The sequence below is a fragment of the Novosphingobium sp. G106 genome (genome assembly GCF_019075875.1).
In the GTDB taxonomy this organism is placed as follows: domain Bacteria; phylum Pseudomonadota; class Alphaproteobacteria; order Sphingomonadales; family Sphingomonadaceae; genus Novosphingobium.
On record NZ_JAHOOZ010000005.1, the window covers coordinates 1 to 15,544 of the forward strand.

A 15,544-nucleotide genomic window follows, 5' to 3' on the forward strand; every position below is an offset into this window, starting at 1 on the left:
TCGGTCATGCGGAAGTTCGACTATTAGGCCCAGTCGGCCCGAAGCTGCGATTTTGGCCAGGTTTGCGAACGAACACTGAACGCTTGATTGATTCTACCAGGACTGTTGCTGACCACCGACCTCGTAGATATCGGCTTCCATGGAGGAACAGTCATTCTCGGTGATGTTGAACATCTCGGTGAGGAGGCTTTGGATTTCCTCATCAAGGGAAATGCCATCCGGATCAAAGTCAAAGGCGACGGTCAGTTTGCACCCACAACCGCCGTTTTTTACCATGGCGTAGTCGCGTTCCAGCATCGCCTCAATCCGCTCCCGAGCGGGTTTTCTACCTCCTCCACGCTTGTTGAAGTTCTCGATAATCAGATGCAGGGCGATGCTGGCAGTGGGCGGCTTTTCCGGCAGTTTGGTCTGTGACGGAATAATGTCGAGCGCCCGATAGACGGTCATTCGTGAGACTTTCAGGTCGCGGGCAAGCCGGGCCTTGCTGGCGCCGGCGGCAAGGCGACGGGCGGATTTCATCGTCATCGACGTTCTTCTTCCGGCCTTTGTAAACGCCTTCGGCGCGCGCCGCTTCGATCCCGGCGCGCTGATTATCCTTTGATGAATCCTCCGCCCACATCGGCGACCATGCCGAGTATGGTGATGACCATTCGCCCCATGTCGCCCGCCGTCGTCACCTCTGGCTCAAGGATGCGCAGCGAAGCTCCCTTTTCATCTGGCTCATGCACCAGGTTCAGGACAGTGCAGAGTGGAGCGGCTTGAGCCGGTCGAGCCGCAGCACGACCAGCTCGTCGCCGGTGTGCATAAACTGCATGATCGTTTCCAGTTCCGTGCGCCCGCTCCGCGAGGCCCCCGATCCGATCTTCGGAACGGATAATTTCGCAACCTGTATTCTTGAGGCGGCCAACTGATATCCAGATCCTGGTCCGTGGTGCTGACGCGGGCATATCCGATACGAGCCAAGTGCAAAATCCGTCACATTAGGGTGGCTCTTGCAGTGTATCGTCACATTGAGCGCAAACCCACCCTTTTGTGACAGACGAATGGTGTCACTCGGCCCTATCACTCTGGGGGTACCCAAATGTTATAGGCCGATCAGCCGCCTCACGCTGCATGCCGTCCAAAATCAATCCGGTCGTTCAGGTCGAGGTCGAAGCGGCCATAAGGGTTCACATGACTGTAGACCAACGGCGTGAGACCACGATAATCTTCCGGCGTCATCCGCCCCGCCCACTTCGGCTCAACCCAGTACGGTCTGAAGCATGCGGGTGTTCACATAACCGGCCATCTCGCCAGCCTCGACACTGAGTTGCTCGGCCAGGTACGAGAGGCCATCGGTAGGGATTGAGCCGGGATCGATCGCGAAAAACCCCAGGGAAGCGAAGTACCTCAGCTGCGCGGCGAGGCCAAGGCGCGTCAGGGCCGGCTTCGAATTTACAAAATCAATATCGGCAAAGCTCAGGCTCCATCGTCCGATCAAATCCCTGCCCGGAATACTCCGATCCATCAACCCACTCCCTATGATGGAGCGAACTGTCCTCTTCTATGATTTCCATCGTCAATACCGAATGCCACGTTCCCAAAACGTTCTCCGACTTGGCCAAAATCGCAGCTTGGGGCCGACTGGGCCTTGAAGGAGAATGACGATCTGGAAATTGCCGCCACGCGGGTCGCTTAACCGCGCGCGCAACTGGCGGCCGCGCGTGGCGCACAACTCCCTGTCCTTCAAGCAGCAGGCGCGGGCGGACGGACCCGTAGCGTCAATCCCTTCGGGATGGATGTGAAACAACGGGCGGCGCAAGGCGAACTGCAGACATCGTTCGATCTCGACCTGTTTGGACGCCTCGCAAACAGCACTGCCGCAGCGAGCGCAAGCCTTCTTGTTACCGTCTACTGCCGCCACACGGTCAGGCTCGCCGGTCGCATTGGCCGTCGCCAGCACCTATATTCAGCTTCGGACGGCCGACGCCCGCCTGGATATTCTCAAGCGAACGCTCGGCGCGCGCAGCGATACGCTCAGGCTTATCCGCCGGCGCGCCGAAGCCGGCTATGGATCGCAACTCGACTTCGCCCAGGCTGAGGCGGAATATGAGGCCACGGCGCAGGCCATACTGCCGGTCGAACTGGCGATAGCCAGGCTGGAGAACGGTTTGAGCATTCGGCTTAGTCGAGCGCCCGCGCCGATTGCGCGGGGGAAGAGCCTTGACGAGATCACTCTGCCCGTCGTGCCCGTCCAATTGTCCGCGGCGACCCTGCGCCGACGGCCCGACCTCGCGGCATCGGAACAGCAGATCGTCGCTGCCGACCATGCCCTCGACGTGGCCTGCGCCGCCTTCATGCCCAACACAGCCTGTCGGCGTCAGGCGGCTTCGTCTCTTCCTCGCTGCTCCCGGACGATCCGCTGTCCATCTATTCGCTGGGTAGCAGCATCCTTGCGCCCATCTTCAACGGCGGCCGTATCAAGGCGCAAGCCGATGGCGCCGCCGCACGTCGGGGATCAGGCAGCCTTCGCCTATCGCCGGGCCGCCTTGACGGCCTTCCGTGAGGTCGAGGACGGCATGGCATCGATCCAGCGGTTGGGCGGAACAGGAAGCAGTGCTCTCGCGGCAGCGCGGTGCGCTCGCCCGTACACAGTCGCTCGCCTTTCGGCGATATAAGGAAGGCTATTCGCCCCATCTAGAGCAGCTCGACGCCGAACGCAGCCTCTTGTCGTCGGACCTGGCCTCGTTCAACTCAGCGACCGGTTGATCGCGGCAATTTCCCCTCTATCAGGCGCTCGGCGGCGGTTGGCAGCCATCGGCCGACGTCCGAGTGGCGATAGATGGCCCGCCTTCTCCTATTTCTCCTGTTCGTGACCTTCGTCATCACTGGATCTTTAGCCGTGAAATCCCGTTCGGATCGAGGCCGTCCGCCATCGACGCCCTCCACTGGGGATGGCTCTGCGCTGATCGCTCTGCGCGATGGCTCGACGATGATGGCGCAGCAAGGAAGCATTGGCCGCCAACTGGTCGACTGCCTCTCGGCGCGTGGACCGGGCGAGAAAACTCCGAACTGGGCGGGCAGGAGTTTGTGGGACGCTCCGCCACGCCCACACCGGAATCGATCGGCCGGGCTTCCTGCCTGGTCGCGGATGCGTCCGCGCCAACACGGACGTCCGGGTTACGATCATCGGCCATACGGACCCATCGGGTGATAAGGAGGCTGACCATGCGCTCGGCATCGCGCGTGCGGAAGCGCTGGCACAACGCCTGGCGCGAAGGAGGCGTATCGAAGGGCCCGCATCGCGACGGACAGCAAGGTTCGGCCGATCCGATCGCGTCCAACGACACCGCACAGAGTCGCTCAAAGAACCAGCGTGTCAGCCTGATCCTGAGCCGCAAGGAGTAGCAGGACGGATCGGGATCCGAATCCTCACCGCCATGGCGGGCCTGGCCGGTGCTGCGCTCGGTGGCTTCGGGTCGTCCATGACGTCCTGGCTCACGGTCCGCGCCCAAATCTCGCAGAAGATCAAATCCGAAGCCCGTAGCCGACGCGAGGACGTCTATACCGACTTCATAAAGGAAGCCACGAGGGCTACCTGGCGACGCCCTCGGCCACGAGCGTGAAGACGTGTCCGATCTTGTGCCATTATATGCGCTGGTCGCCAAAATGCGCCTGATTGCGCCCAATGACGTGATCGAGCGCGCCGAACTTGTTCTCGATGCCATCGTCAGCGCCTATCTGGGGCCGAACCGCACGCTCCATGAACTGCGGCAATTTGCAAGAGAGGGCGGGATGGACCCGCTTCGTCAATTTAGTGAGACGTGTCGCACCGAGCTCAAACGCTTCGGCGACGCGTAACCATCCTGCGCCACGACAGTTTTCAAATGGCGGTCCGGTCTGAGCGTTCCCAGCCATGTTTTTCAAAGCTTGAACGAACAGTCATCACGCTCGCGGCGCATCCACGGGAGTGGCCTCGTCCTGAAGGGCGAATGGCCCGGTTCCTTTGGAAGCTGCACTATCGCTCAGAGGTGAAACCTCTCGCCAACCCGCGTCTGGAGGCCCTGCGATTGCTGGCGTCCTGCTTCCATTCCGGTCGCGTTTCTGAGGCACCCGGCAGCGTCGAAGAGCATTTTGTGAGAGCGGGCTGGCTACCGGGCGACATCGCCGCTGTTCGCTCGGCTGTCTTCGTCCACTGGACAGCATCGGCCAGTGCTCCCTCTCTTGCTAACAGCAGCTCACTGCCCCGGTAACGGATGGAGGACTACGTAAGTATAGACGATCCATGCCCCCTAACGAGGTGCGTATGACCGGCCTGAAGACCGCTGCCCTTTGCTGGCTCTTTCCATTCCCGGGATCTCTTCGGGGCATCGGCTGACGGTGGCGGAGGGGTGTGGCGCAATCCGCAAAACAGCGTTCATGTCGAAGTGCGGCATTGCGGCACGGGGATGTGCGGAACGGTGGTGTGGGCCAATGAGAAAGCCATCGCGGACGCCGGGCGCGGCGGCACAGAAAAGCTCATCGGGCTGCAATTGTTCAGAGATTTTGTTCAGGATCGCAAAGGCGTTTGGCATGGACGCGTCTTTGTACCGGGACCTTGGTAAGACATTGTCAGGCACCGTGGAAGCGTTGGACCAAAGCACCTGCCGCGGCGCAGGCTGCCTTCTGGGGCGGATCGCCTGCAAGTCCCAGGACTGGGTTCGGGCCAGATAGAATCCGCCCGGCGTCCACAGGGCGAGGAAACAGTCTTTACGCAGTGCCGCACGCTGCATCATCAGGATTTGTAGGCCACGCAGGGAGGCGACGATGAGCGAAAAATCATGTCTGCCGGTCCTGTCCGGTGCGGGACCGTGCGCTTTGCGTAAGCCTTGCCGACGAGGAACTGTGCGGGCTCAGATTGATCGCCTCGGAAACGCCAGGTCACGCGCAACCAGATTGTCTGCTGGGCAGGCGAAGAGGCGCTGATCTGCGCGAACGTCGTAACAGGAATGTTCAAGGTCTGCGCCAGCGCCGCTGACGGCCGCGATCAGATCGTGGGTCTCCTGCATGCCGGTGATTTCATTGGAAATCCCTCTCCATCGACAAACAGATTCACCATCACCGCGCTCACCGATCCCACTATCTGCGTAATTCCACGACAACTCCTCGAAAATTTCATGAGCGCACATGCCAAGATGGAGAGGTTGCTCCTGGATCGGACACACGCATCATTGGAGGATGCGCGGTTACGGATATTGTTGCTGGCCAACCGATCCGCCGAAGCGCGCATTGCAACCTTCCTGCTCGACCTGACATCTCGATCAATTGATGGCGATTGCACAACGATCAGGCGAGAGAGGCAGATTTTCAACCTTGGCCTCTCGCGAGGACAGCTCGCCGAGATCCTCGGCCTCTCCAGCGAAACGGTAAGCCGCGGACTCAGCTGTCTTAAAGACAATGGTCTTATCGCCCTCCCAGGTGGCCGCACGATTGCCATTCTCGATAAAAGCGCATTGACCGTGCTTGCGGGAGCAAGCTGACCCCTCCCAATATGGGATGCACAGCGGTCCGTAGGCCGACTGCCTCAATCCTCATCGAGCAATCCGCTTTTCCGAAAAACTGTCTCGCTCTGACGTGAGACCGGTCGTCGTTCAATGCAGGACCACCGGCGCTCCTGCAATCAATGTCCCGTGCGGTCAGCACAGTACATGATCCAGATCATGCAAGTCGATGCGCAGCGGTAACGCGCTGCGCGTGCGCGCGCCTCACTATGCCAACCCACAGCTCCCCGGCCGGCCATCCATCGAGATGGCGCGAGGCGCCATTGGCTGCCGGCAAATATGATGGAAAACGCATGAACATAGGTTCGATCAAGCGACTTCGGATAGCCGGCTTGCACCCCACTCGCAGATTCCGACGGGATTTGGCCTGCTGGCCGCCCTCCTGCTCGTCTTCGGAATGATAGGCCCATCGCTCGCATGGGGCGCGGCCAGCACCACGTCAGTCCCTGGCGGCTATGAACGATGGCTTGGTGCGCTAGAAGGGCAAGGAGGGGACCGGATCGGGAGGGCGCGATCCCGGTACGACCTGACCTTCAAGTCCGATGGCACCGTGGCCATTGAAAAGTCAGAGGGCGTACACCTCATCAAGGATCGCGCATCCTGGTCGGACGGCGGAAACAAAACTTTCAAGATTGCCGGAGGGCAAGGCGCGATCCTCGAGATCGACGGGTCTGTCTTCGCTCACCCGGATGAGCGCCATCTGTCGACCAGACTAGCGCGTGGTCCAACCCTGAGCCTGCGCCCGTCTGTCGCATGGATCACCTGGCTCCACTTCGGTTTCTTTGTCCTCGTCGTGATATTCCTCGAAACGAGCTTGCTCGTCGCTCCAAGGCGGCAGCCTATACCCTCTTCCTCATACTCCCGGTCGTCCTGTTGCCGCTGTGGCTCCATTCCGACTTCGACACCGTGTTTCGATGGGTGAAGCTATATTCAGCAATAGCGGGCGCAGCCCTGTTCACGCTGTTTCGATTTCATGGGCTCCACCGCTATAACTGGATCAAGATCCTCGTCGCGGCCGTCCTGGCGGTGAATATCGCCGAAGCTGTCAGTCAGGACGTCGCCTCGGGCGCACTGGCGAACCTTCTCAACGCAGCGGCCGGCGTCCTCAATATCGTGACGATACATCGTTGGCTCGGCATCCACCGCGACGATGAGGCCCCCCATGACATGCTGTGGCCGGGCATGACCGTGGGGTGGATCATCGCCTATGACATCTGGAACATCACGTTCGTCTACCTGAATTTCCCGAACACCGTATTCTTCACGGCTGCAATCGTCATCGCGCCCACGATCGCAGCGATCTTTGTGAAGCGAGGCACCTGGATGCAGGCCCGCGCCTACACATTGGCGATCTACATGATGTATATCTTCAGCTTCGAAGTGCTGCTTAGCCGCGACATCGGGCTTCAGCTATCATTGCCGTTCCCGCGTAGTGAAGGCATCGCCCTTGCGGCCGCTCTTCTCAGTCTCGGCTTCAATCTCGGATACGCACTGCTTCATTTTCGCTGGCGCCTTACCGGGCGAGCTCCCGCAAACATCGAGGTCGGCCAAAGCGAGAGCGTCATCTAACGGCGCCTACGACGCACCTCAGCAGCTAAGGAACCTTCCATGCCTCGACCATCCATGTTGCATGCCGTCTCCCTGTGCGCCGCTATGTGGCTGGCGTCACCCGCAGCAGCGCAGGAAGTTGTATCGAGCGATGCGACAGCCGCCAATGATGCCAACAGCCCGCTCACGCCGACGATCATGCTAAGCGTGCACAACTACTATATTCCCTCGCTCAATGAGCTGCCCGATCGCGACGCGGACGTCACCCTTTTCCGTGGCCTCCTGCCCCACATGACGCTTGGCAAACCCCAGCTTCTCCGCTTCACTCTTCCGGTGTCGACCACGCCAACGTTCCCGACCGGAAGCAAAACCGGCGTCGGCGACCTTTTGCTCATGGACCTGGTGATGTTTCCTGGCAAATCGGTTTCCCTCGGCGTGGGTCCAGTCGTGGTTGCACCCACAGCCAGCAGCGCGCGGTTCGGGAGCCGGTAAGTGGCAGCTCGGTGCCTCGGGCGCAGTCGTCGCACCACAAAAATGGGGCCTGCTCGGTGGGTTGGCCATCTATCAGCAATCCGTTGCTGGCGACGATGACCGCCGGGATGTTCGCCTGCTGACGGTTCAACCGATCGCGTTCTACAATCTGTCAAAAGGACTGTATCTGCGATCAAGCGGCATCTGGAATTTCGATCTTAAATCGGGCGATCATTATCTTCCCGTCGGCGCGGGCATCGGCAAGATATGGGCACTCTCGAAGAAGGTCCGGCTCAACACCTTCGTCGAGCCGCAATATTCTGTGATCCACAAGGGAATAGCCGCGCCCAAATGGCAGATCTACGCCGGCTTCAATGTCCAAATTGCGGCCAGGTGATTTTGCACGCTAACCAACGGAACGAAACCCGAGGTGCGACCCGGCTTTCGACGCAAGGGATCTGCTTTATATCTTAAGTTTGATGGCGTTGATGTTGAACTGATCGTCCCGCTCACTCGTGTCGACGATGGCGACTATCTGAGTGTTCATGCCGGCGCCGCCCTTCCCAACCCGAAAAGCCCAAAATTCATCACCGAGCGGTAAATTCGGCCGCACTAGGTCGCGGGGCGCGCCTCACTCAACGCGCGTGACAGGACGCTGCCAGCGGAACGCGGAAAGGAGCCCGTCCAATGCGCTCTCCGCCTCCCGCGCCCGACCTGCGGGATAGGCTGACGCCAAGCGCCCGTCCCAGAAGCCGAAGTCCACGGTTGTCAGGCTGAAGCGCCAGGAATGATCCCCTCGCTCGCCCGCAAATACTCCGCGGTATCCCGGAATATCCGGCTGTCCACCGATCGAAAACCTGGTCTCCGACAAGACCGAAACCGCAGAAAAATGTGACATGGCGACCGACTTCATGATGGTGTAATGCTCTGCAGCCGTCATATCCACCAGATGGACGATCGCTATCCGAACGATGATCTGGTCGTCCTGGCCGATCTGTCGTTCATATCCGATCGCGACATATTCGCCGCTCGGATCTGACCCGCGTTCCTTCATCCGTGTGAACCCTGCAACCTGTGCTGGAAAGCGAAACCCACTGGCCGTGTGGATCAGCACGTCGGCATCGGGTGTGAAGCCGAGAGGTACTTCTGTAGGAATAGTTGTAGCGGTCTCGGGGATTAGAGCAAGAAGCGCACCCGGTATGCTACACAATCCTACAGTGAAGATCCCCAATACGGCGCACCGAGCAATCCTCGAAACACTCACATCTTCTCCCTTACGGTGAGAAGTATCACGACCCACAGTATCACCACGGACACGATCGCTGCCGCTACGTCCAGATTGTGGTCGACCATGCAGCTTTCTCACGCGCACTTTCCCGAGCTGGAAAATTATACCTTGTGATTCTCTCTCCTATGCTCGCGCAGGCACCCTTCAAATCGGTAAGGTTACGGATCTTCCCGGGAGGGCGGAGAGCGCTTTGAACGCCGCGCTGGCGATCGGGTGGCTGGCGCGCAGATAAGTATATCACCCGATATTTGGCCGCGGAGGAGCGCCGTAGATCTAGTGCGCATCCAATGCTGATGCCGAACCGCCAGATGCTCGAACGTGGGCAGCTACAGGAGATGATCCGATGACCTATGCTACGCTGATGGTCCACCTCGAACTCGGCAAGCCGAACGCCGATCTACTCCAGATTACGGCCAACCTCGCCCAGCGATTTCAAGCGAGCGTGATCGGCATCGCGGCATGCCAGCCAATCCAGTATGTCTATGGCGACGGCTTCATTTCCGGCCAGGTGATGGAACAGAATCGCGATGAGATTCAACGGGAGGCCGACGCCGCCGAAACGGAATTCCGGGCGGTGCTCGGCGGCAGAGTCTCCGGTCTCGACTGGCGATTTGCGATCACCGGGGCATCGATTGCCGACTATATCGGCGAAGAGGCCCGCAGCGCGGATCTTCTGATCACCAAACCGGATCGGGGCGGCTCGATGCTCGACCGTACGCGCAACGTCGACATGGGCGATCTGATCATCCGCGCCGGCCGGCCCGTTCTTCTCGTCCCTGCCGGCGCGACCAGACTGACGCCTGACCGCGTTATGATCGCATGGAAAGATAGCCGCGAGGCGAGGCGGGCTACGCTCGACGCCCTGCCCTTCCTTGAAATGGCATCGCGTGTCACGCTCGTCGAGATCGCCGCGGAAGATGAGATGGCGGGGGCGGGCAAGCGGCTCGATGATGTCTCCAGCTGGCTCAAGCGCCATGGTATCGCGGCCGAACCGTTCGTGGTGCGTGCCACAGGTGATGATGCGTCCGCGATCGAAGCAGTTGCGCGGGAGCAGTCCGCCGACGTGATCGTTGCCGGCGCCTACGGCCATAGCCGGCTGCGCGAATGGGTGTTGGGCGGAGTGACCGCCGATCTCCTTCTCGCTTCCAACCGGTGCGCGCTCCTCGCCCATTGATGACAAAGCTTGCAAAGGTCTGACATCGCCATGCAGGCAATGGTGCTGAAAGAGCTCGGCCGCCCCCTTGTCTGGACGGACCTTCCGGACCGCTCGCCGGGACCGGGAGAGATTCGTGTCAAAGTGTCGGCATGCGCCGTCTGCCGGACCGATCTCCACGTAGTCGACGGCGATCTACCCAACCCCGTCCTTCCCGTCATTCCTGGTCACGAAATTGTCGGCCGGATCGATGCGCTCGGTGAGGGCGTGGAGGGTTTGCAGTTGGGAGAGCGGGTCGGTATCCCCTGGCTTGGCCATAGTTGCGGAGCCTGTTCCTATTGTGCGGCGGGGCGCGAAAACCTTTGCGACCACCCCCTCTTCACCGGTTTCACGCGCGATGGCGGCTTTGCGACGGCCGCGATCGCCGACGCGCGCTACGCGTTTCCACTCGGCGAGAACGGCGACGATGTGTCATTGGCCCCTCTTCTCTGCGCCGGCCTGACCGGCTGGCGCTCGCTGGTCATGGCCGGCGAAGGTCATCGTGTCGGGCTCTACGGCTTTGGCGCTGCCGCGCACATCGTCGCACAGGTGGCAGGATGGCAAGGCCGATCCGTTTTTGCGTTCACCCGCCCCGGCGATGTCACCACGCAGGGCTTCGCCCGATCCCTCGGCGTCACCTGGGCTGGCGGCTCAGACGAACAGCCGCCCCAGCCGCTCGATGCGGCCATCATCTATGCAACCTCGGGCGAACTCGTCCCCGCTGCCCTACGAGCCCTCCGCAAAGGAGGGCGCGTCGTCTGCGCCGGCATCCACATGAGCGAAATTCCAGGCTTCCCCCTATGATCTGCTATGGGGAGAGCGGCAGATCATGTCGGTCGCGAACCTGACGCGCCAGGATGGTCTCGACTTCCTCGGGCTGGCGCCGAGAATCGGCATCGTCACGCATACGAACCGCTATCGACTCGATCAGGCCAATCAGGCGCTGAGCGACCTTAGAGCAGGACGGTTCGAGGGCGCCGCCGTCCTCGTCCCATAGCGTGCCCGGGCCGGATCCCGGCCGGCCCGGCTACCCGTGATCGCCCACTCGCGGACGACCGGGCCGCTTTGAGGAATTTAAGCGACCGTGATTTCGTTGCGCACATCGGTCACGCCAGGCGCGGCCCAGGCGGTTGCAGCAGCCACCTGCCTGTCATGGGGCGATGTGACCGTACCCGCCAGAACGACCTTGCCATCGTGGGCGCTCACCGAGACCGTCTTTGGATCGAAGAACCACGATCGATGCAGCGCATGCATGATCTCGTCATCGATATTGCTGGCGTCGACCTTGCGCTTGATAGCGACCTATCGGATATCCCGATAACTCCGTGCAGCCGCAGGAGCGCATACCTCGAGTTATCCTTCTGATAGTGCCAGTCGACTTCGCCGGTCAACGTGATCCATCCCTTCTCGACCTGGACCGTGATGGCGTCGCGCGGCATAAAGACATCCTAGGCGTGAACCGCCCCGGATTTTCCGGAAGCTTCAACGCCTGAGAGAGAAGCTGAAGAGCACGACGAATGCGCCATATCCCGAAGATACACGAGGCTCGAAAGTCTCGCCCCTGTTAGCGACAGTCCGCTATTTTAGCTGTCCGTCGTGTCCGCCTAATCAGGCCGATTCTCTACCGATGAACCGCGCCGTTACACCACCCCGCGGGGCACGATCCCGAATGCCGCCTTGTTAATGATAGAGGGATCGAACGCATTGCTCGTAGCGACTGCCGCATGTCGAACGAGAAGAACGCCACCCAGAACGGCTGCGCCGGTCATCATCTGAGAGTGGTTTAGCCAGCCAACACGGACGGTGATGCATCATACGCGCTCGACAGCCAGAGCCAGCCCCATCCCCACTCCGATGCACAGGGTGGCGAGACCGAGTTTGCCGCCGTGCTTCTCCAATTGATGGGTGAGCGTGAGAGCCAGGCGCGCACCGCTCATGCCGAGCGGATGGCCCAGCGCGATCGCGCCGCCATTGGCGTTCACATGCGGAGCGTCATCGGGGAGACCGAGTTCACGCAACACCGCAAGCGACTGGCTGGCGAACGCCTCGTTGAGCTCGATCGCGTCAAAATCAACGATCTCCAGTCCGAGGCGTGTCATCAGTTTGCGCGTTGCCGCTACCGGGCCGATCCCCATCACCCTCGGTTCCACGCCCGCCGCCGCCATGCCGAGGATGCGGGCGCGCGGGACAAGGCCGTAATATTTCGCTGCCGCCTCGCTGGCGATGATCATGGCGGCGGCGCCATCATTGATCCCCGACGCATTGCCGGCGGTGACCGTACCCTCGGGCCCGAACAAGGGTTTCAGGGTCGCGAGCAGATCTGCCGTCGTGTCGGCGCGGGGATGCTCATCCACCGACACCTCCATCGTCTCGCCTTTCTTGCGACCTGGCACGGTGACGGGAATGATCTCCGAAGAGAAGAAGCCATTGCCTTGCGCGACCACAGCGCGGTGCTGGCTGCGCGCGGCAAAAGCATCCTGGTCGAGGCGGGATATCTTGTAATCTTCGGCCACATTCTCGCCGGTCCGGGGCATTGCCTCGACACCGTAAAGCTTCGCCAGCCTTGGATTGACGAAACGCCACCCCATGGTGGTGTCCTCAAGCGTCTGCCCCCGCCCGAAGGCGGCGCCAGCCTTACCCATGACATAGGGCGCGCGCGTCATCGATTCGACGCCGCCTGCGATCGCCAGAGACATCTCACCCGTGCGGATCGCGCGCGCCGCGGCGCCGACCGCCTCCAGGCCGGAGGCACATAGCCGGTTTAGCGTCACCCCGGGCACGGATGACGGCAGCCCGGCGAGCAGCAGGCTCATCCGAGCGACATTGCGATTGTCCTCGCCCGACTGGTTGGCGCAACCGTAGAACACCTCTTCGATCGCGGCCGGATCGAGGCCGGGATTGCGCGCCAGCAGTTGCGCGATCGGCAGCGCTCCCAGATCGTCGGCCCGAACACCGGCAAGTATCCCGCCATAGCGGCCGATCGGCGTGCGAACGGCATCGCAGATGAAAGCGTCAGTCATGTCGATTATCCTATTCTGTCAGACGGCGGCCGGCGTCGCGGCCATATCTATCTGGAGGCCTGTCAGACCGCGCAACGCCTCGAGCGTGAGCCCATCTACCATCTCGACTACGGCCGCCCCCGAGGGGCCCACGTCGAAGACGGCGAGATCGGTGTAGACGCGCGATACGCAGCCAAGCCCGGTGAGCGGATAGGTACAGGCGTTCACCAGCTTGCTCGTGCCCGACTTGGTGAGCAGCTCCATCATCACGAACACCTGCTTGGCGCCGATAGCGAGATCCATCGCCCCGCCGACCGCCGGGACGGCATCGGGCGCACCGGTGTGCCAGTTGGCGAGATCGCCATTCACGCCGACCTGAAAGGCACCCAGCACGCAGATGTCGAGATGGCCGCCGCGCATCATCGCAAAGCTGTCGGCATGGTGGAAGAAACAGCCTCCCGGCAGCAGCGTCACCGGCTGCTTGCCCGCGTTGATCAGCTCCGGATCTTCGTCTCCCGGTGCAGGCGCCGGACCCATGCCAAGCAGCCCGTTCTCGCTCTGCAGGAATATCTCCTTGTCGGCGGGGAGATAGTCGGCGACCCGGGTCGGCAGGCCGATGCCCAGATTGACATAGGCGCCCTCGGCTATGTCACGGGCGACCCGCCGGGCCATGTCCTCACGATTCATGCGGTTCATCGGCGGTTCCCTTCAGGCTGCATCGGCAAGGACGGTGGGCATGGCCGCCTGCACGACCCGCTGCACGAAGATGCCGGGGGTGACGACCGCCTCGGGATCGAGAGCGCCGAGCGCCGCGATCTCGTTCACCTGGGCGATCGTGCATTTGGCGGCCATCGCCATGATGGGGCCGAAGTTGCGGGCGGTCTTGCGGTAGACGAGGTTGCCCCAGCGGTCGCCGGCCTGCGCCTTGATCAGGGCGAAGTCGGCGTGGATCGGATATTCGAGCACATAGTGCTTGCCGTCGATCTCGCGGGTTTCCTTGCCCTCGGCAAGTTGCGTGCCATAGCCGGTCGGCGTGAAGATCGCGCCGAGACCCGAGCCCGCGGCATGGATGCGCGCGGCCAGGTTGCCCTGCGGCACCAGCTCAAGCTCGATCTCGCCGGCGCGGTAGAGCGCGTCGAAATGGTGCGAATCCGCCTGACGCGGAAACGAGCAGATGATCTTCTTCACCCGCCCCGCCTTGAGCAGCGCGGCAAGCCCGGTCTCGCCGTTACCGGCATTGTTGTTGATGACGGTAAGGTCGCGCGCGCCATGGGCGATCAGCGCATCGATGAGCTGGTCCGGCATGCCCGCGGTCCCGAACCCGCCGATCATGACCGACGCGCCATCGAAAATGTCGCCTACCGCCAAAGCCGGCGTGGCAAAACTCTTGTCGATCACCTGATCCTCCCTTTCGCCTGGATGAGAGACATGTCCGATTATCGGATATTGATACGAATATCGACCATTGTGCTCTCCACTTCCGATTCCTGTCAACGTCGATTATTGTCCAGTTGATCCGATAATCGAACAGGAGGTTGCATGGACGCGTCACTGGAGACTTTGGAAGGTCTCTCGAAATTGGACGATATCGGCGCGAAGGCCGATCCCGAGTTCATGACCTCGCTGTCGCGCGGGCTCACGGTCCTTCAATGCTTCGCTGAGGAGCAAGGCCCGCTGTCGATCGCGCGCGCGAGCCAGTTGACAGGGCTCAGCCGGGGATCGGTGCGCCGCTGCCTGCACACGCTGCAATGTCTCGGCTTTGCCGAGGCCAGGGCTCTCATTTCATGCTGCTGCCGCGCGTACTTCGGCTGGGCTATGCGTTTCTGTCCTCGGACGCACTGGCGACGGTGGCGCAGCCGCTTCTCGCCCGCGCCGCTGCTGATCTTGGCGAATCCTGTTCACTCGGCATCCGCGATGGCGACGAGGTCTGTTATCTCGCGCGCGCCGAAGCCTCACGGATCATGTCGATCGCGCTCAGAGTCGGCAGCCGGCTGCCGCTCTACTGCACATCGATGGGGCGCGTGCTCCTGGCGCATGCCTCGCCCGCCGAGCAGAAGGCCTATCTCGACCGCACCGTCCTGACAGCCAGGACAGCGGACACGGTGACCGACCCCGAAGCGCTGCTGGCGCTTCTGCGGACCGTCCGGGAGCAGGGCTATGCGCTGGTCGATCAGGAACTCGAGATCGGGCTACGCTCGATCGCCGTGCCGGTGTTCGGCCGGGACCGCACGCTTTTGGGCGCCTTGAATGTCGGCGCCCAGTCGGTGCGCGTATCGCCTGAACAGCTTCTCGATCATTATCTTCCCGCACTGCAGCAAATTTCCGTCGAACTCGGTTTGCAGGGGGTAAGATAGCGTCATGTCCCTGTACGAAGTCCCGTTAGTATCTGAAATTGCGCCGGAACATGCCTTTGCAGGAGCTGGGTATGGCACCGATTTCGGCAGCGCCATTCTCCCGATATTTGCAAATGAGTTTCCCCGTTCCGGATCTTCTCATCACTTTTCAGGAATATATAGTGTGGATCGAA

General features: G+C 61.4%; 20 protein-coding genes and 1 pseudogene. 13 read left to right on the forward strand and 8 right to left on the reverse strand.

Annotated elements, in window-relative coordinates; genetic code table 11:
- Positions 1 to 93 precede the first annotated feature (93 nt).
- From KRR38_RS36875 to KRR38_RS35165, 3 genes are all read right to left on the reverse strand, one after another.
- A complete protein-coding gene (locus tag KRR38_RS36875) occupies positions 94 to 525 on the reverse strand; it encodes a helix-turn-helix domain-containing protein (RefSeq protein ID WP_254515952.1) in 432 nt (143 codons plus the stop codon).
- A gap of 208 nt (positions 526 to 733) precedes the next feature.
- The gene (locus KRR38_RS36880) at positions 734 to 907 is read right to left on the reverse strand and encodes a hypothetical protein (protein ID WP_254515953.1); all 174 of its coding nucleotides are present in this window, start codon (positions 905 to 907) and stop codon (positions 734 to 736) included.
- Between the two features lie 333 nt (positions 908 to 1,240).
- Positions 1,241 to 1,507, reverse strand: coding sequence for a DUF4158 domain-containing protein (locus KRR38_RS35165; RefSeq protein ID WP_217408393.1), 267 nt, complete (start codon positions 1,505 to 1,507; stop codon positions 1,241 to 1,243).
- 418 nt (positions 1,508 to 1,925) lie between these two features.
- Between KRR38_RS35165 and KRR38_RS35170 the strand changes: the two genes are divergently transcribed.
- The 8 genes from KRR38_RS35170 to KRR38_RS35205 all read left to right on the forward strand — a co-directional run bounded on the left by KRR38_RS35170 (position 1,926) and on the right by KRR38_RS35205 (position 7,935).
- On the forward strand, positions 1,926 to 2,657 hold the full coding sequence (locus tag KRR38_RS35170) for a TolC family protein (protein ID WP_217408394.1): 732 nt from the start codon (positions 1,926 to 1,928) through the stop codon (positions 2,655 to 2,657).
- A 550-nt stretch (positions 2,658 to 3,207) separates the two neighbouring features.
- Positions 3,208 to 3,387, forward strand: a complete 180-nt coding sequence (locus tag KRR38_RS35175) for a hypothetical protein (RefSeq protein ID WP_217408395.1) — start codon at positions 3,208 to 3,210, stop codon at positions 3,385 to 3,387.
- Positions 3,388 to 3,609: 222 nt separating this feature from the next.
- On the forward strand, positions 3,610 to 3,840 hold the full coding sequence (locus tag KRR38_RS35180; RefSeq protein ID WP_217408396.1) for a hypothetical protein: 231 nt from the start codon (positions 3,610 to 3,612) through the stop codon (positions 3,838 to 3,840).
- Positions 3,841 to 4,370: 530 nt separating this feature from the next.
- Positions 4,371 to 4,583, forward strand: coding sequence for a DUF2147 domain-containing protein (locus tag KRR38_RS36885; protein WP_309141267.1), 213 nt, complete (start codon positions 4,371 to 4,373; stop codon positions 4,581 to 4,583).
- 360 nt (positions 4,584 to 4,943) lie between these two features.
- A complete protein-coding gene (locus tag KRR38_RS35190; protein WP_309141270.1) occupies positions 4,944 to 5,498 on the forward strand; it encodes a Crp/Fnr family transcriptional regulator in 555 nt (184 codons plus the stop codon).
- Positions 5,499 to 6,272: 774 nt separating this feature from the next.
- A complete protein-coding gene (locus tag KRR38_RS35195) occupies positions 6,273 to 7,088 on the forward strand; it encodes a DUF5692 family protein (protein ID WP_217408398.1) in 816 nt (271 codons plus the stop codon).
- A gap of 39 nt (positions 7,089 to 7,127) precedes the next feature.
- Entirely contained in the window at positions 7,128 to 7,559 is a 432-nt protein-coding gene (locus KRR38_RS35200) for a hypothetical protein (protein ID WP_217408399.1), read from the forward strand.
- Positions 7,560 to 7,620: 61 nt separating this feature from the next.
- The gene (locus KRR38_RS35205) at positions 7,621 to 7,935 is read left to right on the forward strand and encodes a hypothetical protein (RefSeq protein ID WP_217408400.1); all 315 of its coding nucleotides are present in this window, start codon (positions 7,621 to 7,623) and stop codon (positions 7,933 to 7,935) included.
- A gap of 234 nt (positions 7,936 to 8,169) precedes the next feature.
- Here KRR38_RS35205 and KRR38_RS35210 read toward each other — a convergent pair whose 3' ends face one another.
- Complete coding sequence (locus KRR38_RS35210; protein WP_234002716.1) at positions 8,170 to 8,652, reverse strand: hypothetical protein; 483 nt, start codon at positions 8,650 to 8,652, stop codon at positions 8,170 to 8,172.
- A 517-nt stretch (positions 8,653 to 9,169) separates the two neighbouring features.
- Between KRR38_RS35210 and KRR38_RS35215 the strand changes: the two genes are divergently transcribed.
- Genes KRR38_RS35215 through KRR38_RS38175 form a run of 3 tightly spaced genes read left to right on the forward strand, consistent with a single transcriptional unit; the run spans position 9,170 to position 11,015 of the window.
- A complete protein-coding gene (locus KRR38_RS35215) occupies positions 9,170 to 10,000 on the forward strand; it encodes a universal stress protein (RefSeq protein WP_104960463.1) in 831 nt (276 codons plus the stop codon).
- A 30-nt stretch (positions 10,001 to 10,030) separates the two neighbouring features.
- Positions 10,031 to 10,822, forward strand: a complete 792-nt coding sequence (locus KRR38_RS35220; protein WP_375293510.1) for an alcohol dehydrogenase catalytic domain-containing protein — start codon at positions 10,031 to 10,033, stop codon at positions 10,820 to 10,822.
- A 25-nt stretch (positions 10,823 to 10,847) separates the two neighbouring features.
- The gene (locus tag KRR38_RS38175) at positions 10,848 to 11,015 is read left to right on the forward strand and encodes a hypothetical protein (protein WP_375293511.1); all 168 of its coding nucleotides are present in this window, start codon (positions 10,848 to 10,850) and stop codon (positions 11,013 to 11,015) included.
- Positions 11,016 to 11,092: 77 nt separating this feature from the next.
- On the opposite strand, the gene KRR38_RS35225 is transcribed toward KRR38_RS38175, so the two are convergent.
- From KRR38_RS35225 to KRR38_RS35240, 4 genes are all read right to left on the reverse strand, one after another.
- On the reverse strand, positions 11,093 to 11,272 hold the full coding sequence (locus tag KRR38_RS35225; protein WP_217408401.1) for a BON domain-containing protein: 180 nt from the start codon (positions 11,270 to 11,272) through the stop codon (positions 11,093 to 11,095).
- Between the two features lie 557 nt (positions 11,273 to 11,829).
- Entirely contained in the window at positions 11,830 to 13,038 is a 1,209-nt protein-coding gene (pcaF, locus tag KRR38_RS35230; protein ID WP_104960465.1) for a 3-oxoadipyl-CoA thiolase, read from the reverse strand.
- Positions 13,039 to 13,056: 18 nt separating this feature from the next.
- Positions 13,057 to 13,713 carry a 3-oxoacid CoA-transferase subunit B gene (locus KRR38_RS35235; protein ID WP_104960466.1) on the reverse strand — a complete coding sequence of 219 codons (657 nt, stop codon included), beginning with the start codon at positions 13,711 to 13,713 and terminating at the stop codon, positions 13,057 to 13,059.
- A gap of 12 nt (positions 13,714 to 13,725) precedes the next feature.
- A complete protein-coding gene (locus KRR38_RS35240; protein WP_104960467.1) occupies positions 13,726 to 14,415 on the reverse strand; it encodes a 3-oxoacid CoA-transferase subunit A in 690 nt (229 codons plus the stop codon).
- 216 nt (positions 14,416 to 14,631) lie between these two features.
- Between KRR38_RS35240 and KRR38_RS36890 the strand changes: the two are divergent.
- Both KRR38_RS36890 and KRR38_RS35245 read left to right on the forward strand, forming a co-directional pair.
- Positions 14,632 to 14,724: pseudogene (locus KRR38_RS36890) on the forward strand (helix-turn-helix domain-containing protein); the annotation flags it as partial.
- Positions 14,725 to 14,801: 77 nt separating this feature from the next.
- The gene (locus KRR38_RS35245; RefSeq protein WP_254515954.1) at positions 14,802 to 15,371 is read left to right on the forward strand and encodes an IclR family transcriptional regulator C-terminal domain-containing protein; all 570 of its coding nucleotides are present in this window, start codon (positions 14,802 to 14,804) and stop codon (positions 15,369 to 15,371) included.
- Positions 15,372 to 15,544 lie beyond the last annotated feature (173 nt).

Bases quoted from the DNA above. Each gene is read 5' to 3' on its own strand.
- KRR38_RS35175 (WP_217408395.1), top strand. From the start codon at position 3,208: ATGCGCTCGGCATCGCGCGTGCGGAAGCGCTGGCACAACGCCTGGCGC.
- KRR38_RS35225 (WP_217408401.1), bottom strand. From the start codon at position 11,272: ATGCATGCGCTGCATCGATCGTGGTTCTTCGATCCAAAGACGGTCTCG.
- KRR38_RS36875 (WP_254515952.1), bottom strand. From the start codon at position 525: ATGACGATGAAATCCGCCCGTCGCCTTGCCGCCGGCGCCAGCAAGGCC.
- KRR38_RS35215 (WP_104960463.1), top strand. From the start codon at position 9,170: ATGACCTATGCTACGCTGATGGTCCACCTCGAACTCGGCAAGCCGAAC.
- pcaF (WP_104960465.1), bottom strand. From the start codon at position 13,038: ATGACTGACGCTTTCATCTGCGATGCCGTTCGCACGCCGATCGGCCGC.
- KRR38_RS35200 (WP_217408399.1), top strand. From the start codon at position 7,128: ATGCCTCGACCATCCATGTTGCATGCCGTCTCCCTGTGCGCCGCTATG.
- KRR38_RS35235 (WP_104960466.1), bottom strand. From the start codon at position 13,713: ATGAACCGCATGAATCGTGAGGACATGGCCCGGCGGGTCGCCCGTGAC.
- KRR38_RS35165 (WP_217408393.1), bottom strand. From the start codon at position 1,507: ATGGATCGGAGTATTCCGGGCAGGGATTTGATCGGACGATGGAGCCTG.
- KRR38_RS35245 (WP_254515954.1), top strand. From the start codon at position 14,802: ATGCTGCTGCCGCGCGTACTTCGGCTGGGCTATGCGTTTCTGTCCTCG.
- KRR38_RS35220 (WP_375293510.1), top strand. From the start codon at position 10,031: ATGCAGGCAATGGTGCTGAAAGAGCTCGGCCGCCCCCTTGTCTGGACG.
- KRR38_RS38175 (WP_375293511.1), top strand. From the start codon at position 10,848: ATGTCGGTCGCGAACCTGACGCGCCAGGATGGTCTCGACTTCCTCGGG.
- KRR38_RS35195 (WP_217408398.1), top strand. From the start codon at position 6,273: ATGGATCACCTGGCTCCACTTCGGTTTCTTTGTCCTCGTCGTGATATT.